Source organism: Pseudomonas sp. NFACC41-3, assembly GCF_900109505.1.
Taxonomy (GTDB): domain Bacteria; phylum Pseudomonadota; class Gammaproteobacteria; order Pseudomonadales; family Pseudomonadaceae; genus Aquipseudomonas; species Aquipseudomonas chlororaphis.
Map to the genome: position 1 here is coordinate 253,795 of NZ_FOAE01000002.1, position 18,010 is coordinate 271,804.

General features: G+C 60.6%; 20 protein-coding genes. 19 read left to right on the forward strand and 1 reads right to left on the reverse strand.

The window, feature by feature from the left end; translation table 11 throughout:
• Positions 1 to 17 precede the first annotated feature (17 nt).
• Entirely contained in the window at positions 18 to 833 is an 816-nt protein-coding gene (gene suhB / locus BMY68_RS10520) for a type III secretion system regulator SuhB (protein WP_007929514.1), read from the reverse strand.
• A 256-nt stretch (positions 834 to 1,089) separates the two neighbouring features.
• Between suhB and trmJ the strand changes: the two genes are divergently transcribed.
• The 19 genes from trmJ to der all read left to right on the forward strand — a co-directional run bounded on the left by trmJ (position 1,090) and on the right by der (position 17,885).
• Positions 1,090 to 1,869, forward strand: coding sequence for a tRNA (cytosine(32)/uridine(32)-2'-O)-methyltransferase TrmJ (gene trmJ, locus BMY68_RS10525; RefSeq protein ID WP_009045443.1), 780 nt, complete (start codon positions 1,090 to 1,092; stop codon positions 1,867 to 1,869).
• A complete protein-coding gene (gene cysE / locus BMY68_RS10530) occupies positions 1,862 to 2,638 on the forward strand; it encodes a serine O-acetyltransferase (protein ID WP_007929518.1) in 777 nt (258 codons plus the stop codon). Before trmJ ends, cysE begins: the two co-directional genes overlap by 8 nt.
• Positions 2,639 to 2,897: 259 nt before the next feature.
• A complete protein-coding gene (gene iscR, locus BMY68_RS10535) occupies positions 2,898 to 3,389 on the forward strand; it encodes a Fe-S cluster assembly transcriptional regulator IscR (protein ID WP_009045442.1) in 492 nt (163 codons plus the stop codon).
• 50 nt (positions 3,390 to 3,439) lie between these two features.
• Positions 3,440 to 4,654, forward strand: a complete 1,215-nt coding sequence (locus tag BMY68_RS10540) for an IscS subfamily cysteine desulfurase (RefSeq protein ID WP_009045441.1) — start codon at positions 3,440 to 3,442, stop codon at positions 4,652 to 4,654.
• A 102-nt stretch (positions 4,655 to 4,756) separates the two neighbouring features.
• On the forward strand, positions 4,757 to 5,143 hold the full coding sequence (gene iscU, locus BMY68_RS10545) for a Fe-S cluster assembly scaffold IscU (protein ID WP_007929523.1): 387 nt from the start codon (positions 4,757 to 4,759) through the stop codon (positions 5,141 to 5,143).
• A 48-nt stretch (positions 5,144 to 5,191) separates the two neighbouring features.
• Positions 5,192 to 5,515: an iron-sulfur cluster assembly protein IscA gene (gene iscA, locus BMY68_RS10550; protein WP_007929524.1), complete on the forward strand. Its 324-nt coding sequence runs from the start codon at positions 5,192 to 5,194 to the stop codon at positions 5,513 to 5,515.
• An 8-nt stretch (positions 5,516 to 5,523) separates the two neighbouring features.
• Positions 5,524 to 6,045, forward strand: a complete 522-nt coding sequence (gene hscB / locus BMY68_RS10555; protein WP_085532261.1) for a co-chaperone HscB — start codon at positions 5,524 to 5,526, stop codon at positions 6,043 to 6,045.
• 51 nt (positions 6,046 to 6,096) lie between these two features.
• Positions 6,097 to 7,959 (forward strand): Fe-S protein assembly chaperone HscA, encoded by a 1,863-nt coding sequence (gene hscA / locus BMY68_RS10560; RefSeq protein WP_085532259.1) that lies wholly within the window; start codon positions 6,097 to 6,099, stop codon positions 7,957 to 7,959.
• A gap of 3 nt (positions 7,960 to 7,962) precedes the next feature.
• Positions 7,963 to 8,304, forward strand: a complete 342-nt coding sequence (gene fdx / locus BMY68_RS10565; RefSeq protein WP_007929527.1) for an ISC system 2Fe-2S type ferredoxin — start codon at positions 7,963 to 7,965, stop codon at positions 8,302 to 8,304.
• A 14-nt stretch (positions 8,305 to 8,318) separates the two neighbouring features.
• Entirely contained in the window at positions 8,319 to 8,519 is a 201-nt protein-coding gene (gene iscX, locus BMY68_RS10570) for a Fe-S cluster assembly protein IscX (RefSeq protein WP_007929528.1), read from the forward strand.
• 94 nt (positions 8,520 to 8,613) lie between these two features.
• On the forward strand, positions 8,614 to 9,039 hold the full coding sequence (gene ndk, locus BMY68_RS10575) for a nucleoside-diphosphate kinase (RefSeq protein ID WP_007929529.1): 426 nt from the start codon (positions 8,614 to 8,616) through the stop codon (positions 9,037 to 9,039).
• Positions 9,040 to 9,068: 29 nt separating this feature from the next.
• Positions 9,069 to 10,217, forward strand: coding sequence for a dual-specificity RNA methyltransferase RlmN (gene rlmN, locus BMY68_RS10580; protein WP_007929531.1), 1,149 nt, complete (start codon positions 9,069 to 9,071; stop codon positions 10,215 to 10,217).
• A gap of 12 nt (positions 10,218 to 10,229) precedes the next feature.
• A complete protein-coding gene (gene pilW, locus BMY68_RS10585) occupies positions 10,230 to 10,988 on the forward strand; it encodes a type IV pilus biogenesis/stability protein PilW (RefSeq protein WP_053262508.1) in 759 nt (252 codons plus the stop codon).
• On the forward strand, positions 10,988 to 12,022 hold the full coding sequence (locus tag BMY68_RS10590; RefSeq protein WP_085532257.1) for a RodZ domain-containing protein: 1,035 nt from the start codon (positions 10,988 to 10,990) through the stop codon (positions 12,020 to 12,022). The genes pilW and BMY68_RS10590 overlap by 1 nt, the downstream gene beginning before the upstream one ends.
• A gap of 3 nt (positions 12,023 to 12,025) precedes the next feature.
• On the forward strand, positions 12,026 to 13,135 hold the full coding sequence (gene ispG, locus BMY68_RS10595) for a flavodoxin-dependent (E)-4-hydroxy-3-methylbut-2-enyl-diphosphate synthase (protein WP_007929536.1): 1,110 nt from the start codon (positions 12,026 to 12,028) through the stop codon (positions 13,133 to 13,135).
• Between the two features lie 22 nt (positions 13,136 to 13,157).
• Complete coding sequence (gene hisS, locus BMY68_RS10600) at positions 13,158 to 14,447, forward strand: histidine--tRNA ligase (protein ID WP_009045435.1); 1,290 nt, start codon at positions 13,158 to 13,160, stop codon at positions 14,445 to 14,447.
• Between the two features lie 40 nt (positions 14,448 to 14,487).
• Entirely contained in the window at positions 14,488 to 15,129 is a 642-nt protein-coding gene (locus tag BMY68_RS10605; RefSeq protein WP_007929540.1) for a tetratricopeptide repeat protein, read from the forward strand.
• Positions 15,122 to 16,273, forward strand: coding sequence for an outer membrane protein assembly factor BamB (bamB, locus tag BMY68_RS10610; RefSeq protein WP_009045434.1), 1,152 nt, complete (start codon positions 15,122 to 15,124; stop codon positions 16,271 to 16,273). Before BMY68_RS10605 ends, bamB begins: the two co-directional genes overlap by 8 nt.
• Positions 16,274 to 16,412: 139 nt before the next feature.
• The gene (der, locus tag BMY68_RS10615) at positions 16,413 to 17,885 is read left to right on the forward strand and encodes a ribosome biogenesis GTPase Der (RefSeq protein ID WP_007929542.1); all 1,473 of its coding nucleotides are present in this window, start codon (positions 16,413 to 16,415) and stop codon (positions 17,883 to 17,885) included.
• Positions 17,886 to 18,010 lie beyond the last annotated feature (125 nt).

Genomic DNA, 18,010 nt, shown 5'->3' on the forward strand with positions numbered 1-18,010 from the left:
TTTTTTGTCGCTGGCGCTTAGCGCTTCAGCGAAGCCGGCAGGTGCGGCTGGATGGCGGTGAGGACCGCCTTGAAGCATTTGGTGTTGCCGGCAACCACGTGGCCTTTTTCCAGGAAGTCGTGACCGCCGGTGAAGTCGCTCACCAGGCCGCCGGCCTCTTGGATCAGCAGGGCGCCCGCAGCCATGTCCCACTCGGACAGGCCTGACTCCCAGAAGGCGTCGAAACGACCGGCAGCCACGTAGGCCAGGTCCAGGCTGGCAGCGCCGGCGCGGCGGATGCCGGCGGTCTGGCCGACGAGGGCGCGGAACATGCCCAGGTAGTTGTCGAGGTTGTCCATCTGATCGTCACGGAACGGGAAGCCGGTACCCAGCAGGGCGCCGTCCAGGCTGGTGCGGCCGCTGACGCGCAGGCGACGACCGTTCAGTTGGGCGCCGCGACCACGGCTGGCGGTGAATTCTTCCTGGCGCACCGGGTCCAGAACCACGGCGTGTTCCAGGCGGCCGCGGTATTTGCAGGCGATGCTGACAGCGAAATGAGGAATGCCGCGCAGGAAGTTGGTGGTGCCGTCCAGTGGGTCGATGATCCACAGGTAGTCTTCGCCTTCACCGCTGCCAGCGTGCAGACCGGTTTCTTCACCGAGAATGCCGTGAGTCGGGTAGGCCTTGCGCAATGCGTCGATGATCTTCTGCTCGGCAGCGCGATCAACTTCGGATACGTAGTCTTTGGCGTCTTTTTCGTCGACCTTGATGGTATCCAGGCGCTCGATGGAGCGGAAAATCAGTTCACTGGCGCTGCGGGCGGCGCGCAGCGCGATATTCAGCATTGGCTGCATGGATAGGTCACCTAAGGTTGTTAAAGAAAGCCGAGCATTCTAGCAGAAAACTTTTGCAGATGAAGGTCGACATTCGCTCCGCTTGCCTTGACCTGGCGCTCAAGCCCATAAATACGCGCACATTTTGACGAGTGGTGGTTCGTCTGGAGCTGGTCGGCTTCTATAAGGTGCGATCCAGAAGCAGTTATTTTTGAGGCGGGAGCGCTGGCTGTTCTGTAAGATTTGCTCCCCTTTCCCGTGTCCGAGAGCGCCTCCCTTGCTGCAGAACATTCGTGTCGTCCTGGTCAATACCAGTCATCCCGGGAACATCGGTGGTGCTGCGCGTGCCATGAAGAACATGGGGCTGTCGCGGCTGGTGCTGGTCGAGCCGCGAATTTTCCCTTCCCATGAGGCCGATGCGCGCGCCTCCGGCGCTACCGACATTCTGGAAAACGCTCAGGTCGTCGCCACCCTGGAAGATGCCCTGGCCGGCTGCACCCTGGTGTTTGGTACCAGCGCCCGTGACCGGCGTATTCCCTGGCCGTTGCTCGACCCCCGTGAGTCCGGGGTCAAGGTGGTGGAAGAAGCGGGGCAGGGCGCCGAAATTGCCTTGGTCTTCGGTCGTGAGGATTCCGGCCTGACCAATGACGAGCTGCAGCGATGTCATTTTCACGTGCATATCCCTTCGGACCCGGAGTTCAGCTCGCTGAACCTGGCGACGGCGGTGCAGGTACTGGCTTATGAAGTGCGTATGTCCTGGCTGGCGGCCGAAGGCCAGCCGAGCAAGGTCGAGAAGGATGAAGTGGCGTCGCCGCGCAGTGATGAGCTGGCGACCATGGATGAACTGGAGCGGTTCTACGAGCATCTGGAGCAGACGCTGGTGGCCATCGACTTCCTCGATCCGGAAAAACCACGGCACTTGATGGCGCGCCTGCGCCGGTTGTACGGACGCAGCTCGGTGAGCCGGGCGGAAATGAATATTTTGCGTGGCATCCTCACGGAGACCCAGAAAGCGGCCCGTGGCGAGCTCCTTAAGCGGAAGAATGATGATGTTTGAGCGTTTGCGTGAAGATATCCAGAGTGTTTTCCATCGTGACCCGGCGGCGCGTAATGCATTCGAGGTCCTGACCTGCTACCCGGGCATGCATGCCATCTGGATTCATCGCCTGTCCGGCGCGTTGTGGGGCATGGGCTGGAAGTGGCTGGCGCGCCTGGTGTCGAACTTCGGGCGCTGGTTGACCGGGATCGAGATTCACCCGGGGGCCAAGGTCGGTCGCCGTTTCTTTATCGACCACGGCATGGGCATCGTCATTGGCGAGACCGCCGAGATCGGTGACGACGTCACCCTCTATCAGGGCGTGACCCTGGGCGGCACCAGTTGGAACAAGGGCAAGCGTCATCCGACCCTGGAAGATGGCGTGGTGGTGGGGGCGGGCGCCAAGGTGCTGGGTCCGTTCACTGTGGGCGCGGGCGCCAAGGTCGGCTCCAATGCGGTGGTGACCAAGGCGGTGCCGGCGGGCGCCACGGTGGTGGGTATTCCCGGGCGCATCATCGTCAAGTCCGATGACGAGCAGGAAGCCAAGCGCAAGGCCATGGCCGAGAAGCTCGGTTTCGACGCCTATGGGGTCAGTGAAGACATGCCGGACCCGGTGGCGCGGGCCATTGGCCAGTTGCTCGATCACCTGCAGGCCGTCGATGGACGTCTGGAGGGTATGTGCGGGGCCTTGAAGGATCTGGGCAGTAACTACTGTGCCAAGGATCTGCCGGCGCTGCGCGATGAGGACTTCGCGGGCGTCAAGGACAAGGGCGACAGCCAGGTCGGCTGAGCCTTTCGGGTGCTTTGGCGTTGATCGCGAGCGGGCTCGCTTTGTCGAAATGAGCCTGCTCGTGCAGTGCCCAAAAGGGCGTTAGCGACCCATTAGTCACCGAGCAAATCCAGGGCGTGCCATTACCCTGCAGACTTTGCTATGATTCGCGCGCTCTTTTGCGGGTAAACCTGACTAAAGTAGTAGGTCTTATAGTTGACTTAATTACTCGGGAATTGCATACTCGCTCCCATCCCGAAACACTCCGTGGTACTTGTCCATGCGACTGACTACAAAAGGCCGATACGCGGTAACAGCCATGCTTGACCTGGCGTTGCACGCGCAACATGGGCCGGTGTCCCTGGCCGATATCTCTGAGCGCCAAGGCATCTCCCTGTCCTATCTCGAACAGCTCTTCGCCAAGCTGCGCCGCAGCAATCTGGTGTCCAGCGTGCGTGGTCCAGGCGGTGGCTACCAGCTGTCGCGTGACATGCAAGGCATTCAGGTGGCCCAGGTGATCGATGCGGTGAACGAGTCGGTCGATGCAACCAAATGCCAGGGCCAGGGCGATTGCCATTCCGGCGACACCTGTCTGACCCACCATCTGTGGTGCGATCTGAGCCTGCAGATTCACGAATTTCTGAGCGGTATCAGCTTGGCTGACCTTGTGACTCGCCGTGAGGTGCAAGAAGTAGCCCAGCGTCAGGATCAGCGCCGCTGTAATGGCAAGGCGCAGCACCTGGACAAGATTGAAGCGTCCGCCGTCGAATGACAGCCAAAGAGCTAGCGGCACGCCAGCCAGCCTGATTTAGGAGAGAGTCCATGAAATTGCCGATTTACCTTGATTACTCAGCGACCACCCCGGTTGATCCGCGTGTCGCGCAAAAGATGAGTGAATGCCTGCTGGTCGACGGAAACTTCGGTAACCCGGCGTCCCGCTCCCACGTGTTCGGCTGGAAAGCCGAAGAGTCGGTGGAAAATGCCCGTCGCCAAGTGGCTGACCTGGTCAATGCCGACCCGCGTGAAATTGTCTGGACCTCCGGTGCCACCGAGTCCGACAACCTGGCAATCAAGGGTGTCGCGCATTTCTACCACACCAAGGGCAAGCACCTGATCACCTCGAAGATCGAGCACAAGGCTGTCCTGGACACCATGCGCCAACTCGAGCGTGAAGGCTTCGAAGTCACCTACATCGAACCAGGCGAAGACGGCCTGATCACTCCGGCCATGGTCGAAGCCGCCCTGCGCGACGACACCATCCTGGTTTCGATCATGCACGTGAACAACGAAATCGGCACCATCAACGACATCGCCGCCATCGGCGAGCTGACTCGTTCCAAAGGCATTCTGTTCCACGTCGATGCGGCTCAGTCCACCGGCAAGGTCGACATCGACCTGCAGGCGCTGAAAGTCGACCTGATGTCCTTCTCCGCCCACAAGACTTACGGTCCTAAAGGTATCGGCGCGCTGTACGTCAGCCGCAAGCCGCGGGTTCGCCTCGAAGCGACCATGCACGGCGGCGGTCACGAGCGCGGCATGCGTTCCGGCACCCTGGCCACCCACCAGATCGTTGGCATGGGCGAAGCCTTCCGTGTAGCCAAGGAAGACATGGCTGCCGAAAACCTGCGCATCAAGGCGTTGAGCGACCGCTTCTACAAGCAGGTCGAGCACCTGGAGGAGCTGTACATCAACGGCAGCATGACCTCCCGCGTACCGCACAACCTGAACCTGAGCTTCAACTACGTCGAAGGCGAGTCGCTGATCATGGCGCTCAAGGATCTGGCGGTTTCCTCCGGTTCGGCCTGCACCTCGGCTTCGCTGGAGCCTTCGTACGTGCTGCGCGCCCTGGGCCGCAACGACGAACTGGCACACAGCTCGATCCGCTTCACCTTCGGCCGCTTCACCACCGAAGAAGAAATCGATTATGCCGCGCAGAAAGTCTGCGAGGCCGTGACCAAGCTGCGCGCTCTGTCGCCGCTGTGGGACATGTACAAAGACGGCGTCGATATCTCGAAGATCGAGTGGGCGGCACACTAAATATAGAAGCCGCCAGGTACAGCTCCTGTAGCGACGCGGCGACTGACGCAGGCGTAACTACAGGGGCTCAAGAGCGGCCCTGATGAGTGAGGATTAAGAATCATGGCTTACAGCGAAAAGGTCATCGACCACTACGAGAACCCGCGCAACGTCGGCAAGATGAACGCGGAAGATCCTGATGTCGGCACCGGCATGGTCGGCGCTCCGGCGTGCGGCGACGTGATGCGCCTGCAGATCAAGGTCAACGAGCAGGGCATCATCGAAGACGCCAAGTTCAAGACCTACGGTTGCGGTTCGGCGATCGCCTCCAGCTCCCTGGCTACCGAGTGGATGAAAGGCAAGACTCTGGATGAAGCAGAGACCATCAAGAACACTCAGCTGGCTGAAGAGCTGGCCCTGCCGCCAGTGAAAATCCACTGCTCGGTACTCGCCGAAGACGCCATCAAGGCCGCCGTTCGCGACTACAAGCAGAAGAAAGGTCTGATCTGATTTTCGCGGATCAGCTTTCACAGATTGAGCGACAAGTAAGGAGTCACGATGGCTATCAGCATGACAGAAGCGGCTGCTCAACACGTGCGGCGCTCCCTCAACGGGCGCGGCAAAGGTGATGGGATTCGTCTGGGTGTTCGCACCACGGGCTGTTCCGGCCTTGCCTATGTCCTGGAGTTCGTCGACGAGATCGGTGAAGACGATCAGGTGTTCGAGAGTCATGGCGAGAAAGTGATCATCGATCCGAAAAGCCTGACCTACCTGGACGGCACCGAACTGGACTTCGTCAAGGAAGGGTTGAACGAGGGCTTCAAGTTCAACAACCCCAACGTGCGCGGTGAATGTGGCTGCGGCGAAAGCTTCAACATCTGAGGCGGCTCGTGGGTACTCCTTGTCATTTCGCTTTATTTGAGCTGCAACCGAGCTTCCGCCTGGATCTCGAGCAGCTGGCCACGCGCTACCGTGAGTTGGCGCGTGCCGTTCATCCGGACCGCTTCGCTGACGCTTCCGAGCGTGAGCAGCGGCTGGCGCTGGAACAATCCGCCAGCCTCAACGAGGCCTACCAGACTCTCAAGAGTCCTCCCAAGCGCGCGCGATACCTGCTCGCGATGGGCGGCCATGAGCTGCCGCTGGAGGTCACGGTGCACGATCCGGAGTTCCTTCTGCAGCAGATGCAGTGGCGCGAAGAGCTCGAGGATCTGCAGGACGAGGCCGATCTGGTCGGTATTGCAGCCTTCAAGCGCCGCCTGAAAGTGGCCCAGGATGAATTGAACGAAAGCTTCGCAGCCTGTTGGGATGATGCTGCGCAACGCGAACAGGCCGAGCGCCTGATGCGGCGCATGCAGTTCCTCGACAAGCTCACCTACGAAGTGCGCCAGTTAGAAGAGCGCCTCGACGATTAACCCAGTGCCGCTCCGGTCGCACGCCTGATATACAGATAAGTCCAGATAAACATGGCCCTACTGCAGATCGCCGAACCCGGCCAAAGTCCTCAACCGCACCAGCGTCGCCTGGCTGTGGGGATCGACTTGGGTACTACCAATTCGCTGGTCGCTGCCTTGCGCAGTGGTCTTTCCGAGCCGCTGGCCGATGCCAACGGGCAGGTCATCCTGCCGTCTGCCGTGCGCTATCACGCCGACCGTGTCGAGGTGGGCGAGTCCGCCAGGCTGGCGGCGTCTGCCGATCCCCTGAACACTGTGTTGTCGGTCAAGCGCTTTATGGGGCGTGGTCTGTCCGACGTCAAGCAGTTGGGCGAGCAGCTGCCATACCGCTTCGTCGACGGCGAGTCGCACATGCCGTTCATCGACACCATCCAGGGCCCGAAAAGCCCGGTGGAAGTCTCCGCCGATATCCTCAAGGTCTTGCGCCAGCGTGCCGAGTCGACCCTGGGTGGTGAATTGGTGGGGGCGGTGATTACCGTTCCGGCCTATTTCGACGATGCGCAGCGTCAAGCGACCAAGGATGCGGCCAAGCTGGCCGGTCTCAATGTGTTGCGTCTGCTCAACGAGCCGACTGCGGCGGCCGTGGCCTATGGTCTGGATCAACACGCCGAAGGCGTGGTGGCCATTTATGACCTGGGTGGCGGGACTTTCGATATTTCCATTCTGCGCCTGACCGGCGGCGTCTTCGAAGTGCTGGCCACCGGTGGCGACAGCGCCCTGGGCGGTGACGATTTCGATCATGCGATCGCCGGCTGGATCATCGAGAGCGCTGGCCTGTCCGCCGATCTCGATCCGGGCAAGCAGCGCAATCTGCTGCAAATCGCCTGTGCCGCCAAGGAAGCGCTCACCAATGCCCCGTCGGTCGATGTGACCTATGGCGCCTGGTCGGCACCGCTGACCCGCGAAGCCTTCGATGCCCTGATCGAACCGATGGTGGCGCGCAGCCTCAAGGCCTGCCGTCGCGCCGTGCGTGATTCCAATGTCGAGCTGGAAGATGTCCAGGCAGTGGTCATGGTCGGTGGTTCGACCCGCGTTCCACGGGTTCGCGAGGCGGTCGCCGAAATGTTCGGTCGCCAGCCGCTGACCGAGATCGACCCGGACCAGGTGGTGGCCATTGGTGCCGCGATCCAGGCCGATACCCTGGCCGGCAACAAGCGCGATGGTGGCGAACTGCTGCTGCTGGATGTGATTCCGCTGTCCCTGGGGCTGGAAACCATGGGTGGGTTGATGGAGAAGGTGATTCCGCGTAACACCACCATCCCCGTTGCTCGGGCCCAGGACTTCACTACTTACAAAGATGGCCAGTCGGCCATGATGATTCATGTGTTGCAGGGCGAGCGCGAGCTGATCAGCGACTGCCGTTCCCTGGCGCGTTTCGAACTGCGCGGCATTCCGGCCATGGTCGCCGGGGCGGCGAAGATCCGCGTGACCTTCCAGGTCGATGCCGACGGTCTGCTGAGCGTGTCCGCTCGTGAGCTGGGCTCGGGCGTCGAAGCCAGCATCCAGGTCAAGCCCTCCTACGGTCTGACCGATGGCGAAATCGCCAGGATGCTCAAGGATTCCTTCCAGTACGCCAGCGACGACAAGGTCGCCCGCGTGCTGCGTGAGCAGCAGGTCGATGCCCAGCGCCTGATCGAGGCGGTGCAGGGCGCTCTGGAAGCGGACGGCGAGCGTCTGCTGGATGCCGAAGAGCGCATGGTCATCGAGCTGCAAATGCAGGAATTGAGTGAATTGATGCGTGGCACCGATGGTTACGCCATCGAGCAGCAGACCAAGCGTCTGTCGCAAGTGACCGATGCTTTTGCTGCCCGCCGCCTGGACTCGACGGTGAAAGCCGCTCTGGCGGGGCGCAATCTGAATGAAATCGAGGAATAACTGATGCCGCAGATCATTTTTCTGCCACACGCCGTGTTTTGCCCGGATGGCCTGGTTGTAGAGGCTGCCCCGGGTACCTCGATTCTCGAAGTGGCGCATGACAACCACATCGAGATCGAGAGCGCCTGCGGCGGCGTCTGCGCCTGCACCACCTGCCATTGCATCATTCGCGAGGGTTTCGACTCGCTGAACGAAGCCGACGAGCTGGAAGAAGACTTGCTGGACAAAGCCTGGGGCCTGGAGGCGCAATCGCGTCTATCCTGCCAGGCGATCGTCGGCGAGGAAGACCTGACCGTCGAAATTCCGAAATACTCGCTCAACCATGCAGCCGAAGCGCCGCACTGATTCAAGGAATCATCATGAGTCTGAAATGGGTTGATGTGCTGGAAATCGCGATTCAGCTGGCTGAATCCAAGCCGGATGTGGATCCGCGGTACGTAAACTTTGTCGATCTGCACCAATGGGTTCTGGCACTGCCGGAATTCAGCGACGATCCGGCTCGCGGTGGCGAGAAGGTTCTTGAAGCCATTCAGGCCGCCTGGATCGAAGAAGCAGACTGAGTCTGTCCCGTACGCAGTTAGGCAATCCCTATAAACCCGCGTATAATTCGCGGGTTTAATTTTTCGCTTTAATCACCGTTTCTGGAGTTACACCATGGCTGTTCAACGTACTTTCTCCATCATCAAGCCTGACGCTGTTGCAAAAAACGTCATCGGCGAGATCGTTACCCGTTTCGAAAAAGCTGGCCTGCGCGTTGTAGCTTCGAAAATGAAGCAACTGTCGAAAGCCGAAGCTGAAGGCTTCTACGCTGAGCACAGCGCTCGTGGCTTCTTCGGCGAGCTGGTTGCTTTCATGACTTCCGGTCCGGTTGTCGTTCAGGTTCTGGAAGGCGAAAACGCTATCGCTCTGAACCGTGAGCTGATGGGCGCTACCAACCCTAAAGAAGCTGCTGCCGGCACCATCCGCGCTGACTTCGCTGAATCCATCGACGCCAACGCCGTTCACGGTTCGGACTCCGAAGCCGCTGCCGCACGCGAAATCGCTTACTTCTTCGCTTCCACCGAAGTGACCACTCGCTAAGCCAAAGGCCCGTGAGTGAAGGTGAAACCATGACTACATCGACTGGCAAAACTAACCTGTTGGGTCTGACTCAACCGGAAATGGAAAAATTCTTCGACTCAATCGGGGAGAAGCGTTTCCGTGCCGGTCAGGTAATGAAATGGATTCACCACTTTGGCGTCGATGATTTCGACGCCATGACGAACGTCGGCAAGGCCTTGCGCGAAAAGCTCAAGGCCGTTGCCGAAATTCGTGGTCCGGAAGTGGTCAGCGAGGACATCTCCAGCGACGGCACCCGCAAGTGGGTGGTGCGCGTGGCGTCCGGCAGCTGCGTCGAGACCGTTTACATTCCCCAGGGCAAGCGCGGCACCTTGTGCGTTTCGTCCCAGGCAGGCTGTGCCCTGGACTGCAGTTTCTGCTCCACCGGCAAGCAAGGCTTCAATAGCAACCTCACCGCCGCCGAAGTCATCGGCCAGGTGTGGATTGCCAACAAATCCTTTGGCAGCGTCCCGGCGACCGTCGACCGTGCCATCACCAACGTGGTGATGATGGGCATGGGTGAGCCGCTGCTGAACTTCGACAACGTCATCTCGGCCATGCACCTGATGATGGACGACCTGGGCTACGGCATTTCCAAGCGCCGCGTGACCCTGTCGACCTCCGGCGTGGTACCGATGATCGATGAGCTGGCCAAGCACATCGACGTTTCCCTGGCGTTGTCCCTGCACGCACCGAACGATGCGCTGCGCAACCAGCTGGTACCGATCAACAAGAAGTACCCGCTGAAGATGCTGCTCGAGTCCTGCCAGCGCTACATGTCGTCGCTGGGCGAGAAACGTGTGCTGACGATTGAGTACACGCTGCTCAAGGACGTCAATGATAAGGTTGAACACGCTGTCGAGATGATCGCGTTGCTCAAGGACATTCCTTGCAAGATCAACCTGATCCCGTTCAACCCGTTCCCGCATTCCGGTTACGAGCGGCCGAGCAACAACGCCATTCGCCGGTTCCAGGATCAACTGCATCACGCAGGCTTCAACGTCACCGTGCGCACCACGCGCGGCGAAGACATCGATGCGGCCTGTGGACAACTGGTCGGGCAGGTGCTGGATCGCACCCGTCGTAGCGAACGTTATATCGCCGTGCGCGAGTTGAGCGCCGACGCCGATATGCCGCAAAGCGCTGCGAATCGTACCTGAGAGAGGATCTCCATGACCTTGCGCGTCGCGCTGCTTCTGCTTTTTGTCAGCCTGTCGGCTGGCTGTGTTCTTTCGGGGGATTTCAACCCGATGAAGACAAGCAAGGGGCGGGACGAGGCGCGTGAGGCCTATGTTCAGCTGGGCCTGGGGTATCTGCAGCAAGGCATGACCGAGCGGGCGAAAGTACCGCTGAAAAAGGCCCTGGAGCTGGACGAGTCCGATGCTGACGCCAATGCCGCCCTGGCCTTGGTGTTCCAGGCCGAAATGGAACCTGAGCTGGCTGACCAGCATTACCGCAAGGCCCTGGCTGCTCGTCCCTCCGATGCCCGTATCCTGAACAACTACGGCAGTTTTCTCTTTGAAGAAAAACGTTACAAAGATGCTTATCAGCGCTTTGAACAGGCGGCTGCTGATACCCTGTACCCCGAGCGATCCCGAGTGTTCGAGAATCTTGGCATGACCGCCGCGATGCTGGGTGAGCGTGACCTTGCCCGGCAACACCTGGAAAAAGCCCTGCGCCTGAACCGCCAGCAGCCTCGCGCATTGCTGGAAATGGCTGAGTTGTCCTTCGAAGACAGGCATTATGTGCCCGCACGCGACTATTACGATCGTTTTAGCCTGCTGAGCGAGCAAAATGCACGTAGTCTATTGCTCGGCGTTCGGCTGGCAACGGTGTTTGAAGATCGCGACAAGGCCGCCAGTTACGGCCTGCAATTAAAACGACTCTATCCCGGTACGCCGGAATATCAGCAATACCTGTCGGAGCAATGATGAAAGCGGCGCATCCCGAAGTTCTAGCAGCGACTCGCGTCAACCCCGGTGAGACCCTGCGTCAGGCCCGCGAAAGCAATGGTTGGTCGCTGGCTGAAGTGGCCCTCAAGCTCAATCTGACCGCAAACTCGTTGAGCAATCTGGAAGCCGGCGCTTTCGACAAACTGCCGGGGCATACCTTCGCCCGCGGTTATATCCGTGCCTATGCCAAGTTGCTGGGGATGGACCAGGCCGTTCTGGTCCAGGCCTTCGACCAATACACGGGCACCGATTCCCAGGGCAGCAATGTGCACAGCCTCGGCCGTATCGAAGAGCCAGTACGGGTTTCCCACACCATTTTGCGCATCGTCAGCCTGTTGCTGCTGATCGCGGTGATCGGTGGTGGCTTTATCTGGTGGCAGGATCAAACGTCCGTGCGCACCAAGGAGCTGGTTGGCCTCAATCAGGAACACGTCGAAGTCGAAGGGGCCGACGGCACCACGCAGATTCATCCGATCGATGAGCCGGAAGACCAGGCGGTCGTGGAAGGTCAGACCGAGGGCGAAACCGCCCTGGCCCTGCCTGAAACCCCGGCTCCAGGCCAGGCCCAGGCTGATGCTACAGCCCCTGCGCCAAGCGCCCCGGCTGCCGCACCTGCAGCCCCGGTTGCTCCTGCCCCAGTGGTCGTGGCACCGGCGGCACCAGCGCCGAGCGCTCCGGCCGCGCCTGCCCCTGTAGCGCCTGTGGTTGCAGCAGCGACTATTCCGGCTACCCCGGCAGCGCCAACTGCGCCCGCCGCCGCGCCTGTAGCCGGCGCGGGTCAGGTACAGATCCAGTTCACAGCCGATTGCTGGACCCAGATCACCGACGGCAGCGGCAAAGTGCTGTTGAGTGGCCTGAAGCGCAAGGGCGAGACCGCCGATGTTTCCGGCAAGCCGCCATTTGCCGTGCGCCTGGGTTATGCCCGTGGTGCGCAGGTCAGCTACAACGGACAAGCAGTCGATGTGGCTCCGTTCACCAGTGGCGAGACTGCTCGCCTGAAGTTAGGTCAATAAGTCATGCACGGCGAATCTCCAATCAAACGTCGCGAGTCCCGCAAGATCTGGGTCGGCTCGGTACCCGTGGGTGGCGATGCCCCCATTGCCGTGCAGAGCATGACCAACAGCGACACCAACGATGTGGCGGCCACTGTGGCCCAGATCAACCGTCTGGAAGCCGCCGGTGTCGATATCGTGCGGGTTTCCGTACCGGATATGGACGCGGCCGAAGCTTTCGGCCGTATCAAGCAGCAGGTCAAGGTGCCGCTGGTTGCCGACATCCACTTCGACTACAAGATCGCCTTGCGCGTGGCCGAACTGGGCGTCGATTGCCTGCGGATCAACCCCGGCAACATCGGTCGTGAAGACCGCGTGCGCGCGGTGGTGGACGCGGCCCGTGATCGCGGGATCCCGATCCGTATCGGCGTCAACGCCGGTTCCCTGGAAAAAGACCTGCAGAAGAAATATGGCGAGCCGACCCCGGCTGCATTGGTGGAGTCTGCCCTGCGTCACGTCGAGCACCTCGAGCGTCTGAACTTCAAGGACTTCAAGGTCAGTGTGAAAGCCTCCGACGTGTTCATGGCCGTCGAAGCCTATCGGCTGCTGGCCAAGGAAATCATCCAGCCGCTGCACCTGGGTATCACCGAAGCCGGCGGTTTGCGTTCAGGCACGGTGAAATCCGCCGTGGGCCTCGGTATGCTGCTGGCCGAAGGGATTGGCGATACTATTCGCATCTCGTTGGCGGCCGACCCGGTCGAAGAAGTGAAAGTCGGCTACGACATTCTCAAGTCCCTGCATCTGCGTTCTCGTGGCATCAACTTCATCGCCTGCCCGAGCTGCTCGCGGCAGAATTTCGATGTGGTCAAGACCATGAACGAACTGGAAGGGCGTCTCGAGGATCTGCTGGTACCGCTGGACGTGGCGGTCATCGGTTGTGTGGTCAACGGTCCGGGTGAAGCCAAAGAGGCGCACATCGGCCTGACCGGCGGGACGCCGAACCTGATTTACATCGACGGCAAGCCGTCGCAGAAACTGACGAATGACAATCTTGTGGATCAACTGGAAAAACTGATCCGCGAGAAAGCGGCCGAAAAGGTCGAAGCCGACGCAGCGCTGATCGCGCGCGGCTAATCGAACGAATTAAGGATTTTTTGTGAGCAAGTCTCTGCAAGCCATTCGTGGCATGAACGACATCCTGCCCGAGCAGACGCCCCTGTGGCGCTATTTCGAGGGCACCGTTGCGCGGTTGCTGGATAACTACGGTTACAAGCAGATTCGTATGCCGATCGTCGAGTTCACCGAGCTGTTCAAGCGCTCCATCGGTGAAGTGACCGACATCGTCGAAAAAGAGATGTACACCTTCGACGACCGTAACGGCGACTCCCTGACCCTGCGTCCGGAAGGCACCGCGGCGTGCGTGCGCGCTGTGCTCGAGCATGGCATCACTGGCGGTGGCCAGGTGCAGAAACTCTGGTACATCGGACCGATGTTCCGTCACGAGCGTCCGCAGAAAGGCCGTTATCGTCAGTTCCACCAGATCGGTTGCGAAGTCTTCAACCTCGACGGTCCGGACATCGACGCCGAACTGATCGTGCTGACCTGGCGCCTGTGGGGCGAACTGGGTATCCGTGACGCGGTCAAGCTCGAGCTGAACAGCCTGGGAACCGCCGAAGCCCGTGCGCGTTATCGCGATGCGCTGGTGACGTTCCTCTCGGCACGCATGGACAAGCTCGACGAAGACAGCCAGCGCCGCCTGAAAACCAACCCGCTGCGCGTGCTCGACACCAAGAACCCGGACACTCAAGCCGTACTGGTGGACGCGCCGAAGCTGGCCGACTACCTGGACGAAGAGTCCCGCGTGCACTTCGAGGGCCTCAAGGCCCGTCTGGATGCCGCCGGTATCCCTTATGTGATCAACCCGAAGCTGGTGCGCGGGCTGGATTACTACAGCAAGACTGTTTTCGAATGGGTCACCGACAAGCTCGGCGCCCAGGGCACCGTCTGTGCCGGCGGCCGCTACGACGGCCTGGTCGAGCAGATGGGCGGCAAGCCTACCCCGGGCGTCGGTTTCGCCATGGGTATCGAGCGTCTGGTACTGCTGCTGGAAACCCTGGAGCAGATCCCGGAAGAGATCTCGCGCCAGGTCGACGTTTACCTCTGCGCCTTCGGGGAAGCCGCCGAACTGGCTGCTCTGGCGTTGAGTGAACGGGTTCGTGATCAGTTGCCCAACCTGCGCCTGCAGATCAACGCCGGCGCCGGTAGCTTCAAGAGCCAGTTCAAGAAAGCCGACAAGAGCGGTGCGTTGTACGCATTGATCCTCGGTGACGACGAACTGGCCCAGCAAGTGGTAGGTTTCAAACCCCTGCGTGGCCAGGGCGAACAACAAAGCATTGCCTGGGATGCGCTCGCTGCACACCTGGCCACCTGCGTCGTGCAGGGTTGAAGCTGTCAAACAGCCGATTTAGCGAATAAGGAGTATTGGGGTGTCGAGTACCGAAGATGAACAGCTGGCGGATTTGAAGGACTGGTGGCAGCGCAACGGCAAGCCCTTGGTCACCGGCGGCCTGTTGGCGCTGGTCATCGTGTTCGGCTGGCAGGCCTGGCACAAGTATCAGAACAATCAATCGCAAGGCGCCTCGATGCTCTATCAGCAATTGCTGGAGACCACGCTGACGCCTGACGGCAAGCCGGATGCAGCACGTGTGGCAGACCTGGCCGGCAAGCTCAACAGTGAGTTCGGCGGTACTGCCTACGCGCAATACGGCAGCCTGTTCGTCGCCAAGGTGGCGGTCGACACCGGCAAGCTGGACGACGCGGCGACCGAGCTCAAAGCCATCGCCGACAAGCCGGCCAACCCGACGCTGGGCGAAATCGCCCGTCAGCGCCTGGCCCAGGTCCTGGCCGCGCAGAACAAGGCCGATGAAGCGCTGAAGCTGCTCGAAGGCGATGCCGACAAGGCATTCCTGGCCACTCGCGAAGAGCTCAAGGGCGACCTGCTGGTCCAATTGGGCCGTACCGACGAAGCCCATGCTGCGTATGAAAAAGCCAAGGCCGCGCTGTCCGATGAAGCGGCGGTCGGTGGCCTACAAATCAAGCTGGACGACCTGGCCAAAGGGGATGCGTGACGTGATCCGTTGGAAACATGCAGCATTGCTGGCTCTGGCCGTTCTGGCCGCGGGTTGCAGCAGCAACAGCAAGAAAGAATTGCCACCTGCCGAACTGGTCGACTTCAAAGAAGAAGTGGTCCTGCAGAAACAGTGGAGCCGTTCGGTCGGTGACGGCCAGGGCGAAACCTACAACATGCTGGTTCCGGCGATCGACGGCAGCACCATCTACGCCGCCGACGTCACTGGCGTGGTAGAGGCGCTGGATCGCATGAACGGCGACGTCAAATGGAAACAGGACCTGGAGTTGCCTGTGTCCGGTGCCGTTGGCGTGGGTTATGGCCTGGTCATGATCGGTACCCTCAAGGGCGAAGTGGTCGCTCTGGATGCTTCGAGCGGCGAAGAGAAGTGGCGCGCGCGGGTGACCAGTGAAGTACTGGCTCCGCCGTCCACCAATGGCGATGTGGTGGTGGTCCAGACCCAGGATGACCGTGTGATCGGCCTCGATGCCGCCACCGGCAACCAGATGTGGGTCTACGACAGCACCCCAGCGGTACTGACCCTGCGCGGCACCAGTGCGCCAATCACCACCAACCGCCTGGCGGTTGCCGGTCTGTCGACCGGTAAAGTGGTGGCCCTGGATATCCGTAACGGCGTGCCGGTGTGGGAACAGCGCGTGGCTATTCCGCAAGGTCGTTCCGAGCTGGATCGCGTGGTCGACATCGACGGTGGCCTGCTGTTGTCCGGCGGCACCCTGTATGTCGCCAGCTACCAGGGTCGCGTAGCGGCGCTGGACCTGGAAAGCGGTCGTCCGCTCTGGCAGCGCGATGCTTCCAGCTATGCGGGTGTCGCTCAAGGTTTCGGCAGCGTCTATGTGAGCCTGTCCTCCGGGACAGTCGAAAGCATCGACGAGCGTTCCACCACTGCGCTGTGGAGCAACGACTCGCTGGCCCGCCGTCAACTGTCGGCTCCGGAAGTCTTCTCCAGCTACGTGGCGGTCGGTGACCTGGAAGGTTACCTGCACCTGCTGAGCCAGGTTGATGGTCGCTTCGTCGGCCGTGAGCGTATCGACAGCGATGGTCTGCGTGCGCGTCCGCTGGTAGTGGGCAACATGATTTATGTGTATGGCAACAGCGGCAAACTGGAAGCCCTGACCATCAAGTAATGGTTTGACTATGCTTGGGGTTGATCCCCAAGCGGCCTTGCCCCGGCAAGGTTCGCAGCACGTCATGTGCTGCCCCGAGCACCAGCCGCTGCCTCGCAGCGGCTTTTGTATTTTCTGAATTAACGCAGTGGAGAGCCGCATGGTTCCCGTAATCGCCCTGGTGGGCCGACCGAACGTCGGCAAGTCCACCTTGTTCAACCGCCTGACTCGGACTCGCGACGCCATTGTCGGCGACCTGTCCGGTCTGACCCGTGATCGCCAATACGGTGAGGCCAAGTGGCAAGGGCGTACCTACATTCTGATCGACACCGGCGGTATCTCCGGTGACGAGCATGGCATGGACGAAAAGATGGCCGAGCAGTCGCTGCTGGCCATCGAAGAAGCCGATGTCGTCCTGTTCCTGGTAGATGCCAAGGCCGGTTTCACCGCGGCCGACCAGATGATCGGCGAGCACCTGCGCAAACGTAACAAGACCTCTTACGTGATCGCCAACAAGGTCGACAATATCGACCCTGACATGGCGCGTGCCGAGTTCGCCCCGCTGGGCATGGGCGACGCGATCCCGATCGCCGGTGCTCATGGCCGCGGTATCACGCAGATGCTGGAAATCGCCCTGCGCGAGTTCCCGAAAGACGACGCAGACGAGCCGGAAGAGGGCGAGGAAGAAGTCGTAGCCGAAGGCGAGGAAGCCAAGCGTATTCCGGGCCCGAGCGAAAAAGACGGGATCAAGATCGCCATCATCGGCCGGCCGAACGTGGGCAAGTCCACCCTGGTCAACCGCATGCTCGGCGAAGACCGGGTCATCGTCTACGACCAGCCGGGCACTACCCGCGACAGTATCTACATTCCCTTCGAGCGTAACGAAGAGAAGTACACGCTGATCGACACCGCCGGTGTGCGCAAGCGCGGCAAGATCCACGAGGAAGTTGAAAAGTTCTCGGTGGTCAAGACCCTGCAGGCGATCAAGGACGCCAACGTGGTGATCTTCGTCATGGACGCCCGCGAAGGCGTGGTGGACCACGACCTGAACCTGCTGGGCTTTGCCCTGGAAGCAGGCCGGGCCCTGGTCATCGCCCTGAACAAATGGGATGGCATGGATCCGCGCGAGCGTGACTATGTGAAGACCGAGCTGGAGCGCCGGTTGTTCTTCGTCGACTTCGCCGACATCCACTTCATCTCGGCGTTGCACGGTACTGGCGTGGGCAATCTCTACCAGTCGGTGCAGAACTCTTTCAAGTCCGCGGTAACCCGCTGGCCGACCAGCCGCCTGACGCAGATTCTCGAAGACGCCGTAAGCGAGCACGCGCCACCGATGGTCAACAACCGTCGCATCAAGCTGCGTTATGCCCACCTGGGTGGCGCCAACCCGCCGCTGATCGTGATCCACGGCAACCAGGTGGAGAAGGTGCCGAAGTCCTATGTGCGCTACCTGGAAAACACCTACCGGCGTGTCCTGAAGCTGGTCGGTACGCCGATCCGCATCGAATTCAAGGGCGGTGAAAACCCGTACGAAGGCAACAAGAACACGCTCACCGACCGTCAGGTCAACAAGAAGCGTCGTTTGATGACACACCACAAAAAGGCCGAGAAGAAGCGCAAGGACAAGCGCTGAGACTCGCTGCGGGAACCGGCTTGCCGGCGAAGCCCTGGACCTGGTTCAACGCTTCGCCGGTAAGCTACTTCCTACAGGATCTGCCTTGGAAAAAGGGCGCCTTTGGCGCCCTTTTTCATGCCTGT

Coding starts and splice junctions, on each gene's coding strand:
- suhB (WP_007929514.1), bottom strand. CDS start 833: ATGCAGCCAATGCTGAATATCGCGCTGCGCGCCGCCCGCAGCGCCAGT.
- cysE (WP_007929518.1), top strand. CDS start 1,862: ATGTTTGAGCGTTTGCGTGAAGATATCCAGAGTGTTTTCCATCGTGAC.
- iscR (WP_009045442.1), top strand. CDS start 2,898: ATGCGACTGACTACAAAAGGCCGATACGCGGTAACAGCCATGCTTGAC.
- BMY68_RS10540 (WP_009045441.1), top strand. CDS start 3,440: ATGAAATTGCCGATTTACCTTGATTACTCAGCGACCACCCCGGTTGAT.
- iscU (WP_007929523.1), top strand. CDS start 4,757: ATGGCTTACAGCGAAAAGGTCATCGACCACTACGAGAACCCGCGCAAC.
- iscA (WP_007929524.1), top strand. CDS start 5,192: ATGGCTATCAGCATGACAGAAGCGGCTGCTCAACACGTGCGGCGCTCC.
- hscA (WP_085532259.1), top strand. CDS start 6,097: ATGGCCCTACTGCAGATCGCCGAACCCGGCCAAAGTCCTCAACCGCAC.
- fdx (WP_007929527.1), top strand. CDS start 7,963: ATGCCGCAGATCATTTTTCTGCCACACGCCGTGTTTTGCCCGGATGGC.
- iscX (WP_007929528.1), top strand. CDS start 8,319: ATGAGTCTGAAATGGGTTGATGTGCTGGAAATCGCGATTCAGCTGGCT.
- ndk (WP_007929529.1), top strand. CDS start 8,614: ATGGCTGTTCAACGTACTTTCTCCATCATCAAGCCTGACGCTGTTGCA.
- rlmN (WP_007929531.1), top strand. CDS start 9,069: ATGACTACATCGACTGGCAAAACTAACCTGTTGGGTCTGACTCAACCG.
- pilW (WP_053262508.1), top strand. CDS start 10,230: ATGACCTTGCGCGTCGCGCTGCTTCTGCTTTTTGTCAGCCTGTCGGCT.
- BMY68_RS10590 (WP_085532257.1), top strand. CDS start 10,988: ATGAAAGCGGCGCATCCCGAAGTTCTAGCAGCGACTCGCGTCAACCCC.
- ispG (WP_007929536.1), top strand. CDS start 12,026: ATGCACGGCGAATCTCCAATCAAACGTCGCGAGTCCCGCAAGATCTGG.
- bamB (WP_009045434.1), top strand. CDS start 15,122: ATGCGTGACGTGATCCGTTGGAAACATGCAGCATTGCTGGCTCTGGCC.
- der (WP_007929542.1), top strand. CDS start 16,413: ATGGTTCCCGTAATCGCCCTGGTGGGCCGACCGAACGTCGGCAAGTCC.